Genomic DNA, 22,598 nt, shown 5'->3' with positions numbered 1-22,598 from the left:
TTAAAGTTTTGCAATTATAACTTTTATCCCTTGAATGACATACAAGATTTGTTGTTTTAACGAACAAAAAAGAAAATCAAGTCTACCTCACCTACATAAGTATTAGGTATAACTCTGAATATCCTGTTATAAACTACTCAAATTTATTGCATTCTAAATTGATATGACTAACACATCTATTACTAACAACTCTTGGCAATTTTGGATAGACCGTGGAGGTACATTTACTGACATAGTGGCTAAAGCTCCGGACGGTCAAATTATTATTCATAAACTATTATCAGAAAATCCCGATCGCTACCAAGATGCTCCAGTACAAGGAATTCGTGAAATATTAGGAATTCTTCAACATCAACCCATTTTTTCTGAAGAAATAGAAGTGATTAAAATGGGTACTACTGTCGCTACAAATGCTTTATTAGAAAGGAAGGGCGACCGTACAGTTTTAGTTATTACGAAGGGTTTTAAAGATGCTCTAAGAGTTGGTTATCAAAACCGACCAAATATTTTTGCTAGAGAAATTATTTTGCCGGAAATGTTGTATGAGAAAGTTATTGAAGTAGAGGAACGTTATACGGCGAAAGGTGAAGAAATTATTCCACTTCAAACAACGGAGTTAACTATTCAACTTCAAGAAGTTTATGCAGCAGGAATTAGAAGTTGCGCCATTGTTTTAATGCACGGTTATCGTTACCCGAAGCATGAGCAAAAAATTAAAGAAATTGCTCAAGAAATAGGATTTACTCAAATATCTGTATCTCACGAAGTTAGCCCTTTAATGAAATTAGTTAGTCGGGGAGATACTACTGTTGTTGATGCTTATTTATCACCAATTTTACTAAGATATGTCAATCAAGTCAGTAATTCTTTGAACTGCTTTGAAAATTTAGAAACAGAGAATATATCTTCTATCCAAAATTCCTCAGAACTTAGTTTTGAAAGAAAGGAAATAGGTGGTGAAGCAGGAGGAGGAGGAGAGAAGAAAAAAGATTTAACTTTAACTTTTGGAAAAGGTGTTTTAAATAGTCGCAATATTTCAGAAAGACAGGCAGTTAAATTAATGTTTATGCAGTCAAATGGCGGTTTAACAGATGCTCAAAAATTTCAAGGTAAAGATAGTATTTTATCTGGACCTGCTGGTGGAATTGTTGGAGCAGTTCAAACAAGTAAAATGGCTGGTTTTCATAAGATAATTAGTTTTGATATGGGCGGTACTTCTACTGATGTTGCTCATTACGCTGGAGCAGAAAATAAAACAATAGAATACGAGCGAGAATTTGAAACAGAAATTGCAGGGGTACGGTTACAAACTCCGATGATGTCGATACATACTGTGGCTGCTGGTGGAGGTTCAATTTTATTTTTTGATGGTTCTCGTTATCGTGTCGGACCTGAATCTGCTGGGGCAAATCCTGGACCTGCTGCTTATGGAAAAGGCGGACCTTTAACAGTGACAGATTGTAATGTCATGGTCGGAAAAATACAGCCGGAATTTTTCCCGAAAGTCTTTGGGAAAGATGGAAATTTACCTTTAAATTTGGAGATTGTTCGAGAAAAGTTTACTCAGTTAGCAGTAGAAATAGGTAATAGTAAAAAACCAGAAGAAGTAGCTAGTGGATATTTAGCGATCGCTGTGGAAAAAATGGCAAATGCGATTAAAAAAATCTCTTTGGAGAAAGGTTATGATGTTTCAGAATATACTCTTTGTTGTTTTGGTGGAGCTGGCGGTCAACACGCTTGTTTAATTGCTGATGCTTTGGGGATGAAACAAATATTTATTCATCCTTATGCCGGAGTTTTATCAGCTTATGGCATGGGATTGGCAGATATTCGAGTTATGAAAGAAAAGGCAGTTGAAAAAATACTAACTCCAGAATTATTGCCAGAAATTAAAGAAATTTTAGCCACACTAGAAACTGAAGCTAAACAAGAAATAAACTCCAATCAAAATCAAATATCCTTATCGAAAGTTCACATCAAATATCAAGGCAGCGACTCAACATTAATCGTAGACTTTGCCGAAAATATCTCCATAATGAAATCCGAATTTGAAACAGCCCATCAACAAAGATATGGATTTATAATGACAGAAAAATCTCTAATTATTGAAGCAGTTTCCCTAGAACTTATTCAACAAATGGAAACCCCAGAAGAAACAGAAAATTCTCCCACTCAAAAAACTGCCATAACTCCAATTACAAAAACAAAAATCTACACCGCCGGAAAATGGCAAGATACACCTATTTATCTACGAGAAAACCTACAACCAGGAACAAAAATTAATAGTCCCGCCTTAATCATAGAAAAAACCGGAACAAATATTATTGAACCAGGATGGCAAGCAGAATTAACCCTCAAAAATCACCTCGTATTAACCAAGAGCAAAAACACAGAAAAATCTCTAGATCCAACCACAACATCTCAAACAAAAATCCCAACATCAGCAGACCCAGTAATGCTAGAAATATTTAATAACCTATTTAGAGCGATCGCCGAACAAATGGGAATAACATTACAAAAAACTGGTTCCTCAGTAAACATCAAAGAAAGACTAGATTTTTCCTGCGCCATCTTCGATAGAGACGGTCAATTAGTTGCCAATGCACCTCACATTCCCATACATTTAGGCTCCATGAGCGAAAGTGTTAATGCCGTAATTTCTGATAAAAAAGATATCCTCAAACCAGGAGACGTTTATGTTTTAAATAATCCCTATAACGGTGGTACTCATTTACCAGACATAACAGTTATTACCCCCGTATTTCCACCTCTACAAAAACCAAAAGTTCCTTCTGTCATTGCTAACCATGATTTACAAAACAAGAACAATAATACTTTTCCTGAAACTAATTCCAGTGAGGAAACTTTATCCGATACAAAGATTGCTTTAGACGATAAATCTATTACTCAAAAGTTGAAGTCTGTACAGCTTCCTGGCAATGAAAAATTAATTTGGGAAAATCAGACAAATATTGTTCCTGAAACTAATTCCAGTGAGGAAACTTTATCCGATACAAAGATTGCTTTAGACGATAAATCTATTACTCAAAAGTTGAAGTCTGTACAGCTTCCTGGCAATGAAAAATTAATTTGGGAAAATCAGACAAATATTGTTCCTGAAACTAATACCAGTGAAGAAACTTTATCCAATACAAATATTGGTTTAGACGATAAATCTATTACTCAAAAGTTGAAGTCTGTACAACTTCCTGACAATGAAAAATTAATTTGGGAAAATCAGACAAATATTTTTCCTGAAACTAATACCAGTGAAGAAACTTTATCCGATACAAATATTGGTTTAGACGATAAATCTATTACTCAAAAATTAAAATCTGTACAGTTTCCTGGCGAAGAAACTTTATCCGATACAAATATTGGTTTAGACGATAAATCTATTACTCAAAAATTAAAATCTGTACAGTTTCCTAGCAATGAAAAATTAATTTGGGAGAATCAGACAAATATTGTTCCTGAAACTAATACCAGTGAAGAAACTTTATCCGATACAAAAATAACTTTAGGGGATAAATCTATCACTCAAAAGTTGAAGTCTGTACAACTTCCTGACAATGAAAAATTAATTTGGGAAAATCAGACAAATATTTTTCCTGAAACTAATACCAGTGAAGAAACTTTATCCGATACAAATATTGGTTTAGACGATAAATCTATTACTCAAAAATTAAAATCTGTACAGTTTCCTGGCGAAGAAACTTTATCCAATACAAATATTGGTTTAGACGATAAATCTATCACTCAAAAATTAAAATCTGTACAGTTTCCTAGCAATGAAAAATTAATTTGGGAGAATCAGACAAATATTTTTCCTGAAACTAATACCAGTGAAGAAACTTTATCCGATACAAATATTGGTTTAGACGATAAATCTATTACTCAAAAATTAAAATCTGTACAGTTTCCTGGCGAAGAAACTTTATCCAATACAAATATTGGTTTAGACGATAAATCTATCACTCAAAAATTAAAATCTGTACAGTTTCCTAGCAATGAAAAATTAATTTGGGAAAATCAGACAAATACTTTTCCTGAAACTAATACCAGTGAAGAAACTTTATCCAATACAAATATTGGTTTAGACGATAAATCTATTACTCAAAAGTTGAAGTCTGTACAACTTCCTGACAATGAAAAATTAATTTGGGAAAATCAGACAAATATTTTTCCTGAAACTAATACCAGTGAAGAAACTTTATCCAATACAAATATTGGTTTAGACGATAAATCTATTACTCAAAAATTAAAATCTGTACAGCTTCCTGGCAATGAAAAATTAATTTGGCAAAATCAGACAAATATTTTTCCTGAAACTAATTCAACTGAAGAAACTTTATCCGATACAAAAATCACTTTAGGCGATAAATCTATTACTCAAAAGTTGAAATCTGTACAGTTTCCTGGCAATGAAAAATTAATTTGGCAAAATCAGACAAATATTTTTCCTGAAACTAATTCAACTGAAGAAACTTTATCCGATACAAAAATCACTTTAGGCGATAAATCTATTACTCAAAAGTTGAAATCTGTACAGTTTCCTAGCGAAGAAACTTTATCCAATACAAAAATCACTTTAGGGGATAAATCTATCACTCAAAAATTAAAATCTGTACAGCTTCCTGGCAATGAAAAATTAATTTGGGAGAATCAGACAAATACTTTTCCTGAAACTAATACCAGTGAAGAAACTTTATCCAATACAAATATTGCTTTAGGTGATAAATCTATCACTCAAAAATTAAAATCCGTAGACCCTATTCCCAATCAAAATATTATTTCTGAAAATGAAACAACTACTTGCCTAACTCCCTCTGAAAAGACAGAAAAAATAGAAACTCCCATATTTTATGTAGCCTCCCGCGGTCATCATGCAGATATTGGAGGAATTACCCCCGGTTCCATGCCACCCCATAGTAAAACAGTAGAAGAAGAAGGAATATTAATAGATAACTTCCAACTCGTCAAAAACGGAAAATTCCAAGAAACAGAAATATTAGACATCCTCACCTCCGGCAAATATCCTGCCAGAAACACCAGCCAAAATATCGCCGACCTCCAAGCACAAATAGCAGCAAATGAAAAAGGTACACAAGAACTGCAAAAAATGACAGAAAAATATGGATTAGAAACCGTACAAGCATACATGAAATTTGTCCAAAATAACGCCGAAACATCAGTACGGCGAGCAATCAAAAAACTCTCTTCATCACTCAACAAAAAAATTTACACATCCACCTTCGATGACGGCAATAAAATTCAAGTTTCTGTCAGTCTCGACAAAAAAAATCTCAGTGCCAAAATAGACTTTACAGGAACATCTCCCCAACTTCCCACAAACTTCAATGCACCAACCGCAGTATGTAAAGCAGCAGTTTTATATGTCTTTCGTACCCTAGTTGATGATGATATTCCCCTCAATGCAGGTTGTCTCAAACCATTAGAAATTATTATCCCCAAAGGTAGTATGTTAGACCCCAAATATCCAGCAGCTATTGTCGCTGGAAATGTCGAAACTTCTCAAACCATAGCCGATACTTTATACAATGCCTTAGGAATAATGGCATCCTCCCAAGGAACAATGAATAATTTCACCTTTGGCAATAGTAAATATCAATATTATGAAACCATTTGTGGAGGTTCCGGTGCAGGTATTAACTTTCATGGCACCGACGCAGTACATACTCACATGACCAACTCCCGGTTAACCGACCCCGAAGTTTTGGAATGGCGATTTCCAGTATTGCTAGAAAATTTTGCCATTCGTTCCGGGAGTGGAGGTGAAGGTTTATATAAAGGTGGCAATGGAGTAATTCGGAAGATACGTTTCTTGGAGCAGATGACTGCCGGGATATTATCAGGTCATCGGGTTGTTTCCCCCCCTGGTTTGAATGGTGGGGGTAATGGTTTAGTAGGAAAAAATTATGTAGAACGCAGTGATGGGAAAATTGAAGAATTGGGGAGTACAGCCACTGTGGAGATGAATGTTGGTGATGTATTTGTCATTGAAACTCCTGGTGGTGGGGGAGTGGGAAAGTTGTAGAATGCGTTTCTTGTCGTACAGCGTTAGCGGAGCTTTGCGTCAGCAAAACGCACCTTACTATTACATTTACCGAATAATTAGGGCTTGCTGATTAAATATCAAAGCATTGACTGATATTGGTTGTAGCATTTTTGGGTCTAAAAAAGTTCGCCTGTTTTCAGTGGAAAGAGCTGCATAAAGCTAGTATTTTGGGACGATTATGGCAGACCAATCTTGGGACAATTTTTCCGACTACCTCCTCTATAATTCCCATTTATCCTGAGTTCTGACTCCTGAGTTCTGACTCCTGAGTTCTGACTCCTACCCCTAACACTCATACTTTATTCAGCAAACCCTAATTAAGGTTTAAAACCTCTCCTTTAAAGGAGAAAAAGCGGTCTTATGGATATGGCGAGGAGACCTCGCCATATCCATAAGACCAAGAGAAGAAAAAATTTTCACGCTCCGCGTCAATCTTCTTCTTTTCAAGGAGAGGTAATAGTTAATTATTAATTATTAATTGTTGAATACCTTATTATGTTTGCCTAGAGCTTATAGATCCATAACTCTAGCAATTAATCCTATTTGCGCTTTAACATTGAACCAACGCCAACAGCACCCAATACTAATAAACCAAGATTTGAAGCATATTCTGGTACAGATTTTACAGATTTGTGTAAAATCAGATTATCCAAAGCAAAATATGCTGGGGTATTTAGCCCAAATTGAGGGTCATTATTCAGATGAGGTGAGTGCGAAGGAAAGTTTAGTTGCAGCGTTGAGAAGCGATAAATCGACTAAACTCCAATCATCAACAATGAAGTCTTGGGAGTTATCTGCAAAACGATAATCCGCTAAATAGAACTCTACACTTCCTACCGAAGTATTAGAATCATCCAGACCATTAATTGTCAACAAAAAGAAGTCAGGATCGTTGCCAGATAGACCACCAAACTTCTTGGCAAACCGATCTCCATTCAGCATAGAGAGAGCAGCGTAGGTTGTATTTGTAATCCTTACAGAATCAACCGAATAACCATCAGGTAGCTCAATCATGGCATCACCCGGATTAAAGGTAAAAGCTACGCCATAATTTCCCGTTCCACCAAACCCAGTACCAGTAAAGGCACTATATTGATTCATGAAACCTGATGTTGTAGTGTCAGAGGTATTTGAATACGACCATCCTGACCAACTTCCAAAGGTGGAATTAAAGCTATTGTTAAAAAAGGCATCCTGACTCGTAAATCCTCCAGCGCCATCAGAACCATTTTGACATACTCTCCGGCCTAAAGGCGCGGAGATTCTCCTGAAACCAGGATTCTTGGTTCACTGAGTCCACTTAAACTAATTACCTTGCGATACTTAGCCCAGAGATGGTTCTCTCCCCAAGCGTTTGCTCTATTCCAAGAGCCTGTTCCCGTATGCCCTACGGTACAGTTCAAACCTCAAACAAAAATGTTGGTTCTCTGGTACTTGTTGCTTAGAGCTTTTCCATGTACAAGCATTACTGTACAAAACCCCATAACTCTAGTTTTCAAGGTGCAAACGCTACAGTTAAGTAGCTATAGGTTTTTAGAGCGGTTGAATACCTTTCCGCTGTTTCCATAATAACATAAAGTCCCCCTTTTAGGGGGAGGCTTTAAACCCAATTTTTCGGTAAAATTCTTCAGGTCCAAGGGGCAAGTCCTAAAAGTTAACTACTCTAGAAATATTTGCAGCTTTTGTAGGAGCAACAAAAACTCCTAATACTATTGCTACAGAAAAAATTAAAACAGACTTGAAATCTTTGATATTCATCGTTAGCTCACATTTAAATAGTTTTTACCCGCTATTTTTATTTTTGCCTAAAGTAGCAAACTATAATACATAATATTTACATATTCTCTAAAATAGCAAGCGTTTATTCATAACTTCACTGAATCTTAAAAAAACACACATAAATCCTGCTAAACTTCACAGAATCTTCACAAAAGTTCCCTTAAATACCATAAATATTTCCTCAATGCCAACTCTTTATGTTATGTGTAACTTTACCGAAAAATTGTAGTTTAAAGTCTCCCCTTTTAAGGGGATAATAAAGAAAAATTTTCATGAATTTGTCAATCCTCTTCTTTCAAGGAGAGGTAATTATTCATTATTCATTATTCATTGTTGAACGAATCTTTAAAATCAAGAGAAAAATTCAAAGGAGGAATATTTTTTTATGACCAAACTCACATATAGCGTTTATCAGGCACGCCCCTGTACAGTTGTCTTTTTCTTCCCAAAAACCTAGAATTTTTTACCTCACACTTTTTAGGAATTGCTATATCAGCGATCGCCTTTTTTAGAAATAGGCCATTATATTAGAGATAACTTCTTAGTTATTTTTGCCTATTGACTTTTTTGTTAAAAAAAGCTAATTTCAAAAATTATTTAGATAATAAATTTAATTCTAAAATATAAAAACTAAGACGTTATAGTTATGAATGTACAGTATACAACCACAACAGAAGCAGCATTTCTACTGAATATTTCCACAGGTAGATTACGAACACTTCTGAATCAAAGCCGTGTTAGAGGTGCTAAAAAAATCAAAAGACTTTGGATGATTCCATTAAACAAACGGGGAATGCCAGAGATTACACCAGGTCGCCGTGGTCCTGAAGGTACTTGGAACAAAAATAAACGTACAGGCAATACCTTTATTCATGTTCTACGAAAGACCATTGACTATAACCGAGACAATGGAACTTCTCATCCAGCAGTTGCCGTAAAAGTAGGAGATAAAAAAGATTATTGCCACGCTCTGAAAATTAACGGACCTTGCCAAATCGTTTATCAACCTCATCAACCTAATAAAAGTCAAGCCGGGGGAGCACGTCTGTGGATAGAAGTAGAACCACAACATATAGTGGAGCGAGTATACTTCAGTGATGGAGATTATGGTCCGCCACCGGAAGTAGTTGAGCAGCGGGCAAAAAGTAAGAAGTCAAAAAATACAAGGAAACAACAGAAGCACTCAGATAAATACAGGAATTACCCAAAAGAAGAAGTTATACAACATTTGTAGGGGTTAACGGCCGTTAACCCATACCATAAGTAGTAGTTATGCGTAAATCCTGAAATAATTTGCTTCAAAGGGAGCATTTATGCAGCATCAGAATTATTCCTTTAGTATCTCCAAGAATTCAAATTTTGGGCGATACAGGTTTGTGGTTATCTGAAAATACTGAGCAACGTACTAATATTTATAGTTTTTATTTATCGGACAAATTGAGGTGCAGAATCTGAGTTTTAACTCAGACAAAGCCAGATTTTTCGCTCTTTCGGTGCTTCCTTCTGCTATACCACCTCAGTTAAAAAAACTCAGGGACTCTTGGTTAGTTGCTCACCCACTATTAGGTAAGTAACAAACTAAGAACCCCCAAAGTTCTTGAATTAAAGAAATTTTAAAGCAAGAGTTCTATAATCTTGCCTAAATCCCTATTTACTAGGATAAGGAGTTGATTGCATAGTCTAGGAGAGCATTATACTCTGTCAAAGCTTGAGGAGAAAGATCGCGAGGAGCGCAACCACGATTACGAGCAAAGCTTAAAGCTTCAACGTAAGGTGCAGTAGGTAAGCTCAGAGCACGATAAACTTCACGCTGACCAGCAATTCCCCACTCATCAAGAGGGCCAGTTCCACCAACTACTAAGCAGTAGCTGACTAAGCGCAGATAGTGTTTGATATCGCGTGCGCACTTCTCTTTAAAAACTGGTGTAGAGTTAGCTTGACCAGCATCATTCAAGTAAGGATACTTCTTGATGCAAGCATCATAGGCTTCTTTCGCAACTGCATCAAGATTGCTAGCTAGCTTTTCGGCTGCTTCCAGACGAGCTGCAGAGCGCTGGATAGAACCTTGTACGGATTCTAGATCGGAACTGCTAGGAAAACGACCTGCTGCATCAGCAGCGGTAACTACTGTGGTAATAACTGATTTCATGTCTTTATTCTCTTCTCTGTTTGACTTTAGTTAGATTGGTATTGAAACTTACTTGGCTAATCTTGACTTCTCCCCGCGATAAATCGACGGGGATTCTAAAAGGATACTGCGATTGGGGGTTAAAACCGCATTGGGTAATGTCTTTTTAGCTGACCAGAATTTTAACTTCACAGGACGAGTCAAAACGCCCCTAGACACTCGACTTAAATCAAAATTAAGTGTCGTGCTTACGAATTGATGCAGTGCACGGCTTTTCCCAAGAAAGAAAAAGATAGGATAGATTTTAATCCATCGAGTCCCATTTCATCCATCGCTTCAAAGACGATGGCTTTCATGCTCCCGTGTTAATTTGGTAATTAGCTTAGAGCAGCAATTACTTGATCAAAATAGCCACTTGCTTCAGCAACTAAGGTAGCGCAACGATCTTCTGTTACAGTAGCTCCCATTATGCGTTTCTTATCTCCTGCAAATTCGTCACTGGGCTGATCTTTGATGTGAGCTGCAGCTTGAGCTTTCATAATCTGAACAGCGCGAACTGTAGATGTAGCAGGAACACCTAATGCAGTGTAGGTTTCTTTTAAACCATTTAAGCAACGGTCGTTGAGAACAGAAGCATCACCAGCAAGTAGTGCGTAGGTAACATAGCGTAGGATGATTTCACCATCACGCAAGCAAGCAGCCATACGACGGTTAGGATAGCAGTTTCCACCAGCTTGGATTAATCCTTGGTTTTCACAGATCATTCCAGCAATAGCATCAGATACCATGCAGCTTGCGTTACTAGCAATGGCGTTAACTGCATCAAGACGTCTGTTGCCTTTAGCAATAAATTCTTTGAGGCTTTCTAACTCTTTACCACTAACAGGGGAAGTTGAGGCATCTGCTGAAACTACAGCTTTCGAAAAAGCATCTAACATTGAGCTCTCCTTAAAAATTGATTTTTTGTAACCTTGATTTGAAGTTTCTAATAAGAAGGTCTCTTTTGTCTCGCTTTCTGAGGAAGAAAGTAATAATTCGTAAACAAGTAAATATTTGTTACGATTTTCCAGCTAATTAGCCAATGGGATGTCCAGAAGCTACGCTCGAAACCAAATATTTAGGGTTTGCGCTCAAAAGTCTTTTTTAAGGAGTAGGGGACCCACCCCCAACCCCTCCAAGGAGGGGAGTAGGGGAGTAGGGGAGTATTTTTTTGCCCAACTCTTGCCCAAAATACGCTCCATGCATGAGCATGAAGGGCTGAAAACCAGGTACAATTTCTAGACCTAAAAAGTCTAAAACCTTTACCTGTAAATGCTTTGATATTTATTCAGCAAGCCCTATTTATCAAACAGGATTGGGTCGCGCAACCCCGCCTTGATCGGCGAAATATTTTTGGAGCGAAGCTCAAATCCCCTACTTCCCCTCCTGGCTCCCTCCTGGGAGGGGCGGGGGTGGGTTGGGTTAAGGGTGGGTTAACTTTTGTACGGGCACCCCGTACAGGAGCTTTGCGTCAGCTTTCCGGCCGTTCGCCCCTACAATATTGACTATTTTTTCTTAATGCTGAATTATACCGATGCTACCGGATTTGATATAACAATGACGAAAATAGGTTGTTAGGTTGTAATCCATAAGTCCTATAAGTATTCAACCGGACATGATATAACTCCCCTCTTCAAAATAAAATAAATATTTTTCTGTTTCTATAACTAAGAAACAAGTTAGTGTTTGATATAGATTGATGATGAACCATAACACAGAGAAACACTTTTCCCACTGTGCTCTGTTAAGAGTTCCCTGCTATAATTCAACGTTATACCAATTTAATTTGAGGATTATGAACCGTAAGCATTCAGCTATTAGCTGTCAGCTAGCCTCCTCCGGAGGAACTGCGGACTTCAGCAACAAGATTCTCTTCTTATAGGACAGTGTTTAAATTAACAACTGACTTTAAGGACAAGAAAGGCAACTTTTGTAGTAAGACAATTAAATATTGCTTTGATCCTAAACTAAAAGCAATAGCTGATAGCTGAAGTCCGCAGTTCCGACCATAGGAGGCTGGCTGACTGCTGAATGCTTACTATGAACCAGCGCTATTAAGTAAGCTGATAATATCTTGATAACCATTAAATTCTGCAAGCATTAAAGCCGTACAACCGCCTTGATTTTTATCATTCAAATTAGCACCATAATCAATTAATAGTTTTACAGCTTCAGCATGACCTTGATATGCTGCCCACATTAAAGCTGTCGCTTCATTATCATCTTTAAGATTAATATCAGCTCCTTTTTCTAAGAGTATTTTTAATGTTTCAATATCACCTTGATATGCTGCTTTCATCATAGGAGTAGAGCCACCTTGAGCAGGAATATTCACATCTGCCCCTACATCTAGCAAAACATTAATAATTTCTTGATGTTTTTGCCATATTGCCAAAGTTAAAGCTGTTTCTCCAAGATGTTTACTATTCAATAAAGATGTCAAATTTTGCTTTTCTATGTTGTTCAATAAAATTGATACAATATCTGTATACCCATGAAAAATTGCTCCAAATAAAGGTGTATCGCCTGCTTGATTTTTAGTAACAATTTCGGCCCCATAATTAAGCAGTAGTTTTACCATTTCAGTATGATTTTCTACTACAGCAAAACTTAAAGCTGTTTCCCCTTCTAAATCTTGAGAATTAACATCAGCATGAGCATCCAATAGAGTAGAAGCGATCGCTACATTTCCTTCTGCAGCAGCAGCCATCAAAGCTGTACCACCATTTCTACTTTTAATATTTACATCTGCCCCTGCTTCTAACAAAACTTTTACTACTTCTAAATGACCTAGATCGGCAGCTAAAATAAGTGGAGTCTCTCCATCTTTATCTTTAAAATTAATATCAGCACCAGCTTTTAATAGAGTATTTACAGCAGATAGATCGCCTGTTTCTGCTACTTGCATTAACCATGTTTTACCTTGTAAATTTCTAGTATTTACATTCACACCATGATTAATCAAAATTTCTCTCATTTCTGCATAATTACTATCAGCAACTATAGATAAAGTAGACTCATCTACCCCAGCCCCAGCATCTAGCAAGACCTTAACTACATCTTGATAACCTTGACTCGTTGCTAAACCCAAAGCTGTATCATGGTCTTTATCTACTACATTAACATCAGCTCCAGCAGCAATTAATTGCTTGGCCACTGCAATATAACCATTCATTGAAGCAACCATTAGTGGGGAACTACCATCATCATTTTTGGCATTGACATCAGCACCCCTACTTAGCAAAAGTTCTACCATTTCCACCCGTCCATGAGCTGCAGCTAACATTAAAGCTGTTGACCCAAACTTTTTTCTTATATAGTTGACATCAGCGCCTTTATCTAGTAGTGCAGAGGCTATTTGAGTGTACCCCTTTTCTGCAGCAATCATTAGAGCCGTTGTACCATCTAGAGCTTGAGCATTAGCATCAATATTTTGAGCCAGTAAGGTACATACTTGGGCCAAATTAGCATTTTTAACAGCCTGGACTAAGAAAATTTCTTCTTTTTGCGAAGCCATACCGACAACCATAATCTACGTTTTTAAGATCACATAAGATTAACTTGCTGTTATGCTAACTTTTATGAAGTTTTTTTACTAATCCCAGAGAGAAGATTAATTATGGATCTGCCAATTCCAGAATCTATTAAACCATGGCTCAATTTTTTTCATCCCGCCATTATGTGGGTACTTTTGGCCTTGACAATTTATGCCTTATATCTCGGCATCAAAGTTCGTAATAGTAGAACTGCTACAGATACAGAAAAGAAAAAAGAATTTGCTAAATTTAAAATCAAACATCACCAAGTTGGCTCTTTTATCTTAGCTTTTATGGTTTTAGGGTCTCTTGGTGGAATGGCCGTCACTTATATCAATAATGGAAAATTATTTTTTGGCCCTCATCTGTTAGCAGGGTTAGGGATGACAGGAGCGATCGCTATCTCTGCCTCTTTAACTCCTTTTATGCAGAAAGGGCAAGATTGGGCTCGCTACAGTCATATTGTTCTTAATGTGTCAATTCTTGGTCTTTTTAGCTGGCAAGCGGTAACGGGAGTCCAAATTCTGTTAAGGATTATTAGCAATATGTAAAAGATTGGAATCAATCAGGGGATTAATATTTTCCCTGATTTTCAGGTTCTATATCTTTACTTTCGTTTTCTTTGTTTGGGAAATGGCAAATTATGAGTGGTATGAAAATCTATTTGAGTTTTGTGACTCAAGCATTTAGATACTTGTTGTACTACTTTAAGTAATAAACTATCGCCAGTTTTCTGAATCAAACTAGGGGACATTTTCTGAATAAACTGGGGAAATTTTACACCTACAGTCAAATCTAAATCCCATTTTGCACCAGTAATCACAGGAGGCAGTCCAAACTTTTGAATCTCCTTGTGAGTAAAAAACTGTTCTGTGGGTAACTCTAGCAATTTCATTTCTGATTGAAAGTTTACTTGATATCCGGGAGGTGTATAATTAGGCACTGGAATATCTCTGATTTTATATATTCCTGCGGAGTCTGGTGGCACCAATTCTAGACCGACTCTAGCTTCAACCTGGTATCCAAAAGAACCAAATTTTCCAATCAACAAATCATAGCCATTTTCTCCAAGAGGCTCAACTTTCATCGGATGAGCGCATTGACAAAACCAACTTCTATGAGACGCAAAGTGCTTTGCTACAGTATCTACATCTGCATATAATTTCATGCAGTCATTATATTTTGTCTTAAACCAGGTAATTGAGCTAGTTTCCGAGAGGTCTGTTTCTGTTGCGCTTGCGTAGAAATCACTAACTAAGTTTTTGTCCATCTCTAAAGTTTGATGTCCTGCCAAGTTGCGATCCATGATTCATTCTCCCATGTATATATATATACACTATATCCAATATTTTGAGGATTTCCAAATTGCTATATAAACTAGATAGCAATCTTATTTGAGTTGTGAGATATTCTAGATTTTAGGGAATGGGGAATAGGGAATAGGGAACAGGTATGGGAGAAAAACCGAAGCAATAAAATTATCACAAATGATTTAATTCCTATACAAAGAATTTATATTTATCTTTAAAAGTTGAGAGTTATTGACTACTCCCCGGACTTAAGTCACCTATGCTTTACCCACATATTTCTTGACATAAAACGTAGACATTATTGACAAGTTATGGGTAAGTCTTAGTTCGTCTTTTCGGGAGAAAATGTATTGAAAAATACGTTTTTTGATAACTGTAGACAGGATTCTTCCTCCCGCTCCTCCCCATCCTCCCCATCCTCCCCACCCTCCCACAAGGGTTTCAGGAGTTATGGGTAAGGGATAGCTTAAGTCACGGGGATTCTAAGTTGATACTACGCAACAGGATAAATCCATGTTGCTTCGTTTTTCGAGCGCTGACCAAAGATATACTCTTTGGGGACAATTTCGCAGTGCCCCTACACAGTCGGCTTAAGTTTAACCCTGGCTTTGCGGCTTACTTTTGTGATTATATTTGCAGCCCCATTACAGTCTGCATTAATCAAGCAATTATTACCTGTTCTATACAAACCACGCTGTCTTGATGCAGTCGCTCATGGGGGAAACCCCCTTTGGCGGCGCTGCATCGCTTTATTCTCTTTCCTGACGGTTTCCAATCATTGGGTTTCTCACCATAATTAGGTAGATTGTCACCATCTAAAAATGAAGGGGCGAATGCCATTCGCCCCTACAAGTATAACTTTCCTCGGTCAAATAAAATACTTCGGATTAAAATCCGGCTCCTCGCTTTTCATCCATCGCTTAAAAGACGATGGCTTTCATGCTCCCGTGTTATTTAGGTAAAGACGATCAGGATTTGAAAACCCAAGTTGTCTCTTAACTAGAGAGACCGAGCTATCCGAAGACCCTATCTTTGACCAAGTCAGAAGTCAAAATTTAGAACTCAGAAGTCAGAAGTTAACCCACCTCGCCCTCCTCCTCCCAGGAGGGGAAGTAGGAGATTTGAGTTCCGCTCCAAAAATATTTCGCCTTAAAAGGCGGGGTTGCGCGACCCAATCCTGTTTGATAAAATTCCCTTCTAACCACTGACTACTAACTTCGAGTCAAAAATTGTTAAAATTTATAACTTTAATATAGATTGAAAAATGAAAGTATTTGTTGCTGGAGCAACTGGCCAAACAGGTCGTCGGATTGTACAAGAGTTAGTAAGACGAGATATTCCTGTAAAAGCTCTGGTTCGTGATTTAGAAACAGCTAAAGAAATTTTGCCTCCAGAAGCAGAGTTGGTAATAGGAGATGTCCTGAATTATCAAGGTCTTGACACTGCTATTGAAGATAGCACAGTACTGTTATGTGCTACGGGTGCTAAACCTAGTTTTGACTTTACTGGTCCATATAAGGTGGATTATGTAGGAACTAAAAATTTAGTGGATGTTGCTAAACAGAAAGGTATTGAACGTTTTATTTTAGTTTCATCCCTATGTGTGTCTAAATTTTTTCATCCCCTAAATTTGTTCTGGCTAATTTTGTTCTGGAAGAAACAAGCTGAAGGATATATTCAGAAAAGTGGTCTGAATTATACTATTGTTCGCCCTGGGGGTCTGAAAAATGATGATAATCAATTTCCTATTGTTATGGAATCTGCCGATCGCTTATTTGAGGGTAGTATTCCTCGAACAAAAGTAGCACAAGTTTCTGTTGAGGCAATATTTCAATCAGCAGCCTGTAATAAAATTGTGGAAATTGTTACTCAGGAAGAAGCACCAGAAAAATCTTGGGAAGAGCTATTCAAAATAATTAATAATTAATAATTAATAATTAATAATTACCTCTTCTTTTCAAGGAGAGGATTGATACTTAAGGAAATTTTTTCTTCTCTTAGTCGATTGGATATGCTTAGGAAACCTATCCATCCCACGACCGCTTTTTTCTCCTTTAAAGGAGAGGTTTTAAACCTTAATTATTCGGTAAAAGCAATTGAAAAATTGAGAGAGAATTCAAAGTTATTAGTAAGGTACACTCATTCAACCTGAGAAGGAATTATTCATTATTTTCTGTTTGTGTAGCATCCCGCAGGAAATGCTTACAGTAATAAGTTAAGATAATTTTTAAGTTATGCCACAGCAAATTTGAGAATTATTTCAATACAGTAATTGTTGTAAAAAAATTAGCTATTTTCATTAATTGATAATTGATAATTACCTCCGGTTTTAACCGTTACGGAATTGAATATCAGGAAATATTATTTATTCTCTTGGTCTATTGAATATGACGAGGAGACAAACTCTTGACAGAGCCACTCCGCTAACGCGATCCTTCGACCGCTTTTTTCCCCTAAAAAGGGTCGGCTTTAAACCTGAATTATTTAATTATTAATTATTAATTATTCGGTTAAAAAAGGGGGAGGGCTACTTTTTAAACTAGACATTTATTAGGAAAGTTTACTGCATGAAATTTATTGTAGAAAGCTGCAAAAAAAATGTTTAGAAAATCCCTCCTTGATTATTTAGATGCATAGGGTTAAACCTCAGATTATCAGAACACAGAAGTCAACGCCTTTTCATGCTCGTTTTATGTTGTTCAAACGCTTAATTGTTATATTTATAGTTATCATCTCTTTTGTTTCTTTTTCCCGAACTTTTAAGGGAAGTTTCAACATAGCTAAACAGGAAATAACTAAATTAATTTCTCCTACTCCTAATAAATATAATTACAATAATGGCAAAAAATGGCCTCAGCTAGCAATGAAAGGTGGAGATCCTTATATTCGTGCATTAATGCGAACTATTTCAGCTAGCGAATCTAATTATCCTCGACCTTATCATGTTGTTTATACAGGTAAAAATGTATCTAATCTGAGTAAACATCCAGACTGGTGTATTACTATCGTTTCTGGTCCGAATAAAGGAAATTGTACTACTGCAGCTGGACGATATCAAATGTTAACAAGTACTTGGTATCTCATGGCAAAACGTTATCATCCACAACGTGGCAGATTTATGTTTTGGGAATCTTACAGTTTTGAGCCAAAATATCAAGATGCTGTTGTACATGGTTGGTTAAGCGATCGCAAATATTGGAAGGCAGATATTCCTGGGTTATTAAGAAGGGGGAAATTAGACCGAGTTTTGCGGTTGTTATCTGGAACATGGACGAGTTTAGGATATGGAATTGAAACTAATTCTATGAGTAAGAATTTACCCAGAGTATATCGGGAAGTTTTGGAGAATGAATTAAGTCTTTCAGGGGATAATTTTTTGATAAAAATGAACAATCTTTGATAGTTGAGTATTTTCCTAAAGATGTTGACAATGGAGTGGTTGAAAAAGCTTTAAGAACTTTAGATTATCAGTTAATACTTCGACCAACTGTAGTAGCAGATATGCCTAGTAATTCAATTTGGTTTGGTTCAGAAGTAAGTATAAAAGAAGTTAAGTTAGTCGCAGAAAAATTAATTAGTTCAGGTGTGAAGATTAAAGCTATTCGACCTTTTAATAAAAAAGTAGAATTCTCAGATTTATTGATTCGAGTAGGAGCTGACCCAGAGGTAAAAAATAGACCGTCTTTAACATTAGAGGAAGTTAGGGGAAAATCTAGTTTTACTAGAGATGATTAATTCAAAAATTGAAATAGCAGTCAGCGGTCAGCGGTCAGCTATCAGCTTCTCAAGGTGTATAATGGGGAATTAAAACCTCCATAAAAGGGGCACCACTAATTTTCAAATATAGTGGGGGACTTAAACTTTGGATTTTTAGCTATTAGCTAGCCTCCTGCGCAAGAACTGCGTTATCAGCCATTAATTTTGGGGAATGTGAAAGCAACTTTTGAAATTGAGCAAAAAATAGAAGTTATTGTCAAACTTCCCTTCCTAAACCTTAGAAGTATTTATTCATTAATTAATTATCCACATACTATATTAAGCTATTTCAATAATTAAATAACTTCTATTCTAGAATTGTATAAATACAGTTATTGTGAGTACGATTATGGACTGCTACAACGAAAAAAAAAGAGTAGTAAAAACTTCAAATCAATGCCATAGTAAACCTCTTACTCCTCAGAAAAAAACTCTTTCAGATTTAGTGAAAGATTATCTAAAATATTACGATAATTATTATTCTTTTCAAGAACAATGGTGGGGCGATAAAAGTCTGAATTGGCAAGGTACTTTCAAAGAGAGCTTGGATGTCTAGGTTTCCTGATGGCAAAATGCACTCTCATCAACGTCGAGTATCCTGTGAACTACCGAACGCTTAAATCTTTGATAAAGCGTCGGCTTCTTACCCAGAAACTAGCGTAGTACTAGATTTCTTACGTCCTCTACTGCTACGTCTTACAGTTTGGCGATCAGCTTGATCCCGTGTCCCACAGGAAATAATTCGTAGTCCCTCGTCTCTGAGAGAAATAGCTGCGTTAATATCTCTGTCGTGTGTAGTATTACATGATTGACAAGTCCATCGCCTGATATCAAGGGGTAAGCTACCCACCTGATTTAAGCAAACATGACAAGTCTTAGAACTAGGAAAGAACCTATCAACTTCAACATAGGTTTTACCATTTTCTTCTGCTTTATATTTAAGCATGAGGAGTAAACATTCCCCATCCTACTTGCCCTATTGCTTTAGCTAGACAATGGTTTTTCATCATACCTTTAACGTTTAGATTTTCTGTTACTATGACTTGGTTTTCGTCAACTATTCTACGGGATAGTTTGTGTAGAAAATCCTCACGACAGTTAGTTATTTTGCGGTGGACTCTAGCAACTTTCTTTCTAGCTTTATTACGGTTATTAGACCCTTTTTCTTTTCTAGATAGTTGCTGTTGTTTTCGTTTTAAATTCTTTTCATGTTTAGTCAAAAATCTGGGATTATCATATTTTAAACCTGATGACGTTGTACAGAAGTGAGTTAACCCAACGTCAACCCCTACAGCTTTTCCTTCTGTTGATGATAATGGTTTCTCTTTACCATCTTCAAATAAAATTGAAGCAAAGTATCGATCGCAACAGTTTTTACTGATGGTTACAGTCTTAATTTTCTCCTCAATGGGACGATGAATAACAGCTTTTATTTCTCCCCTAACAGGGGATTATTAAGTAATCAGATAAAACCCTAACATTTTGAGGGTATTGAATTGACTGCTTTCCATGTTTTGATTTAAACCTAGGATATGCGAGTTCTACGTTCAAAGAAGTTATTGAAAGCTCCACCGAGATTTAAACACACTTGTTGTAAGCAAGACGAATAAGCCAAGGATAACCATTCATACTCTTTTTTAAGTTGAGGTATTAGCTTCTTAATTTCATATCCTGACAATCCTTTTCCCGTTTCTTTATATGTTTGGTTCATCAAATTCAGGCAGTAATTCCACAACCAGCGACAATTGCCAAAAGATTGACTTAAGGCTTCTTGTTGTTGGCTATTAGGGTAAAGTCTTACTTTGACTACTTTAAGCATAAGGAGCGAATTTTATTTGCTGTCAAGCAGTATATCATAAAAACACTGGCATTCAGGAGAGCACCAAAACAAGTTTATGGTGTCGGGATGAATGCCAGATTCAGCTAAATTAGGGGGAGGATTGAGAGTTTCACTCTGTCTCCTCGCTCATTCCCATTTATCCTGTTTCCTACCCCTACTAAAAGACTTTTTCAGCGAACCCTAATTACTTCAATATTCAATCTCCGCTACTCCCCTACTCGTCTTTTATTTTGAGAGCTAAATCATTAACAAATTCCCGCCATTTCCACCAACTCTACACAAACTTGATTCAAAAATTCCCGGTCTACTTGTTCTGGTAATTCAGTTTTTATCTCTTTAATCTCATCAAACAAATCATCAGCTAATCTTTTCACATCCTCATAAATAACATCCCCATTTCTAATCGATAATAAATACTCCGCATCTCCCACTTTTTTCCGATTCACATAAAGTACCCCCTCCCGCAAAATTTCAATTCCCATTCTTAACAACCTAATACAATGACTCATGTGTTTGGCATCATATCCACACTTCTTTTCTAACTCCTTCCGTTGCAAATTTCTACCTTTATTCCAACTACAATAAGCTTCCCATTGACTTAAACCTTGCCGATAAGCTTGAGTTAAGTGCAACAGATGAATAAAATCGTTTTTTGCTCGGGTATATTCTTGCACTTTTGGTAATAATTCCTCAGAAATAGGGTGCTGTTTAATAATCGCTTTATAATCAATTTTTTCTAACAACAAATCTCGTAGTTGCTGAGTTGGTTCTAAAAATTCTATACAGTCTCTAACCAACATATAAAGGAATTCCATAAAAGCATTAACCTCTGATTTTGTTAAAGGTCGATAGCTATTTTTATTCAGTCCAAAATCTTGAGGTTCTGGCTTTTTTGCTGGAGGATTTAATAGCCATTTTCTATGAGTTTCCACTCGTTTAATTTGAGAGTAAGCATAGCCCGCAAAAGAAGCTCTGATTTTTTGGGAAATAAATGCCTGACGATAGGAAATTAGCTTTTTTCCCACTGGCGATAAATGCAAGTAAAATTCTGAATCTAACCAGAGAGTTTCTAATATATTCGGATTATTGTTGTAGACCAAGGTCAGAAACTTTCTTAACTCATAAACCACACAATCTTTGACATTATCTAATACCGGATATAAACCTGTTCCTGGTTCATCCCAACCTTGGTCTTTTTGTTCAAAAGATTTGAAGCCTAAATAATAATCTTTAGGTGCAATAAAAACTCCTTTATAGTCAAAATCTGATGAAGGTGTAGAAGTACCGTAAGCTTGAGAACCTGTGAGGGCGAGTAATATTAATCCTGATTCTACTGTTTTTCTATTCATCTCTAAATTAAATTAAGTCAGAAGTCAAAAGTTATATAATGAAGACTCCTAAGAGGTTGTTTGAGAAGTCTCATTTGCTAAATCACGCGCCCCCTAAATCCCCCAATTTTGGGGGACTTTTACCAGCTAATGGATTCTTGTTCCCCCCAGAATTGGGGGGCTAGGGGGGCAAAATTCAGCATTAAACAACTTTTCAGATATCCTCTAAAACTTTTTTTAATAGCTTTTTGTCTGGGTGATCGCTTCGCGTATTACTTATGCTACCAATGTAATATAAAAATTAAATTCTTGCCAGAAAGATGTCAAGTGGCTGTTGTGATAGTGCAATTTTCTACTATTACGTATATCAAAATAGTAATGAATATCTTTTTTATTTCTGATTTTTAATAAATAGAGTGATTTTTGTTGACTGACTGCTCAGAGTAGTTGGATGAGAGCGCAAATGACTCCAAGTTCAGAACTCATAGGGATTTGACTCTACTATTGCGTATGTCGCAACAGTGATTAATATGTTTTTTATTTCTGATTTATAATAACTAGAGTGATTTTTGTTGGCTGATTGCTCAGAGTAGTTCGATGAGAGTGCAAATGACTCCAAGTTCAGAACTCATAGGGGTTTGACTCTACTATTGCGTATGTCGCAACAGTGATTAATATGTTTTTTATTTCTGATTTATAATAACTAGAGTGATTTTTGTTGGCTGATTGCTCAGAGTAGTTTGATGAGAGGGTAAATAACTTCAAGTTCAGAATTCATAGAGGTTTGACTCTACTATTGCGTA

At 36.5% G+C, this 22,598-nt stretch carries 14 protein-coding genes and 1 pseudogene; 7 read left to right on the top strand and 8 right to left on the bottom strand.

What is annotated here, in order from left to right; translation table 11 throughout:
- Positions 1–163 precede the first annotated feature (163 nt).
- Positions 164–6,058, top strand: coding sequence for a hydantoinase B/oxoprolinase family protein (locus SAGCYANO_RS45915; protein WP_237396831.1), 5,895 nt, complete (start codon positions 164–166; stop codon positions 6,056–6,058).
- A gap of 714 nt (positions 6,059–6,772) precedes the next feature.
- Here SAGCYANO_RS45915 and SAGCYANO_RS29425 read toward each other — a convergent pair.
- On the bottom strand, positions 6,773–7,342 hold the full coding sequence (locus tag SAGCYANO_RS29425) for a DUF4465 domain-containing protein (protein WP_202223336.1): 570 nt from the start codon (positions 7,340–7,342) through the stop codon (positions 6,773–6,775).
- Between the two features lie 1,162 nt (positions 7,343–8,504).
- Here SAGCYANO_RS29425 and SAGCYANO_RS29420 point away from each other — a divergent pair.
- Positions 8,505–9,092: a DNA-binding protein gene (locus SAGCYANO_RS29420; RefSeq protein WP_202223306.1), complete on the top strand. Its 588-nt coding sequence runs from the start codon at positions 8,505–8,507 to the stop codon at positions 9,090–9,092.
- Positions 9,093–9,512: 420 nt separating this feature from the next.
- Here SAGCYANO_RS29420 and SAGCYANO_RS29415 read toward each other — a convergent pair whose 3' ends face one another.
- The 3 genes from SAGCYANO_RS29415 to SAGCYANO_RS29405 form a co-directional block, all read right to left on the bottom strand.
- Complete coding sequence (locus SAGCYANO_RS29415) at positions 9,513–10,007, bottom strand: bleomycin hydrolase (protein WP_202223305.1); 495 nt, start codon at positions 10,005–10,007, stop codon at positions 9,513–9,515.
- Between the two features lie 356 nt (positions 10,008–10,363).
- Complete coding sequence (cpeB, locus tag SAGCYANO_RS29410) at positions 10,364–10,924, bottom strand: C-phycoerythrin subunit beta (RefSeq protein ID WP_202223304.1); 561 nt, start codon at positions 10,922–10,924, stop codon at positions 10,364–10,366.
- A gap of 1,139 nt (positions 10,925–12,063) precedes the next feature.
- On the bottom strand, positions 12,064–13,542 hold the full coding sequence (locus SAGCYANO_RS29405) for an ankyrin repeat domain-containing protein (protein WP_202223335.1): 1,479 nt from the start codon (positions 13,540–13,542) through the stop codon (positions 12,064–12,066).
- 102 nt (positions 13,543–13,644) lie between these two features.
- On the opposite strand from SAGCYANO_RS29405, the gene SAGCYANO_RS29400 reads away from it, so the two are divergent.
- Positions 13,645–14,112: a DUF4079 domain-containing protein gene (locus SAGCYANO_RS29400; protein ID WP_202223303.1), complete on the top strand. Its 468-nt coding sequence runs from the start codon at positions 13,645–13,647 to the stop codon at positions 14,110–14,112.
- Between the two features lie 56 nt (positions 14,113–14,168).
- Here SAGCYANO_RS29400 and SAGCYANO_RS29395 read toward each other — a convergent pair whose 3' ends face one another.
- Together SAGCYANO_RS29395 and SAGCYANO_RS29390 are read right to left on the bottom strand one after the other, a co-directional pair.
- Complete coding sequence (locus tag SAGCYANO_RS29395) at positions 14,169–14,867, bottom strand: DUF1997 domain-containing protein (RefSeq protein ID WP_202223302.1); 699 nt, start codon at positions 14,865–14,867, stop codon at positions 14,169–14,171.
- A 664-nt stretch (positions 14,868–15,531) separates the two neighbouring features.
- Positions 15,532–15,711, bottom strand: a complete 180-nt coding sequence (locus tag SAGCYANO_RS29390; RefSeq protein ID WP_202223301.1) for a hypothetical protein — start codon at positions 15,709–15,711, stop codon at positions 15,532–15,534.
- Positions 15,712–16,135: 424 nt separating this feature from the next.
- Here SAGCYANO_RS29390 and SAGCYANO_RS29385 point away from each other — a divergent pair, with 424 nt between their 5' ends.
- The 4 genes from SAGCYANO_RS29385 (at position 16,136) to SAGCYANO_RS29370 (ending at position 19,183) form a co-directional block, all read left to right on the top strand.
- Positions 16,136–16,798, top strand: a complete 663-nt coding sequence (locus SAGCYANO_RS29385; protein ID WP_202223300.1) for an NAD(P)H-binding protein — start codon at positions 16,136–16,138, stop codon at positions 16,796–16,798.
- 702 nt (positions 16,799–17,500) lie between these two features.
- Positions 17,501–18,271 carry a glycoside hydrolase family protein gene (locus SAGCYANO_RS29380; protein WP_202223299.1) on the top strand — a complete coding sequence of 257 codons (771 nt, stop codon included), beginning with the start codon at positions 17,501–17,503 and terminating at the stop codon, positions 18,269–18,271.
- On the top strand, positions 18,268–18,606 hold the full coding sequence (locus tag SAGCYANO_RS29375; protein ID WP_202223298.1) for a hypothetical protein: 339 nt from the start codon (positions 18,268–18,270) through the stop codon (positions 18,604–18,606). The genes SAGCYANO_RS29380 and SAGCYANO_RS29375 overlap by 4 nt, the downstream gene beginning before the upstream one ends.
- Before the next feature lie 370 nt (positions 18,607–18,976).
- Positions 18,977–19,183, top strand: a complete 207-nt coding sequence (locus SAGCYANO_RS29370; RefSeq protein WP_202223297.1) for a hypothetical protein — start codon at positions 18,977–18,979, stop codon at positions 19,181–19,183.
- A gap of 87 nt (positions 19,184–19,270) precedes the next feature.
- Here SAGCYANO_RS29370 and SAGCYANO_RS29365 read toward each other — a convergent pair.
- Positions 19,271–20,446 (bottom strand): annotated as a pseudogene (locus SAGCYANO_RS29365) (RNA-guided endonuclease InsQ/TnpB family protein).
- 266 nt (positions 20,447–20,712) lie between these two features.
- Positions 20,713–21,816 carry a DNA polymerase beta superfamily protein gene (locus SAGCYANO_RS29360; protein ID WP_202223296.1) on the bottom strand — a complete coding sequence of 368 codons (1,104 nt, stop codon included), beginning with the start codon at positions 21,814–21,816 and terminating at the stop codon, positions 20,713–20,715.
- Between the last annotated feature and the right edge of the window lie 782 nt (positions 21,817–22,598).

Origin of the sequence: Okeania sp. KiyG1, assembly GCF_014132355.1 — a bacterium.
Lineage (GTDB): Bacteria > Cyanobacteriota > Cyanobacteriia > Cyanobacteriales > Microcoleaceae > Okeania.
The sequence above is the reverse complement of the archived record's forward strand: the minus strand, read 5'-3'. Positions and strand labels throughout refer to the sequence as shown.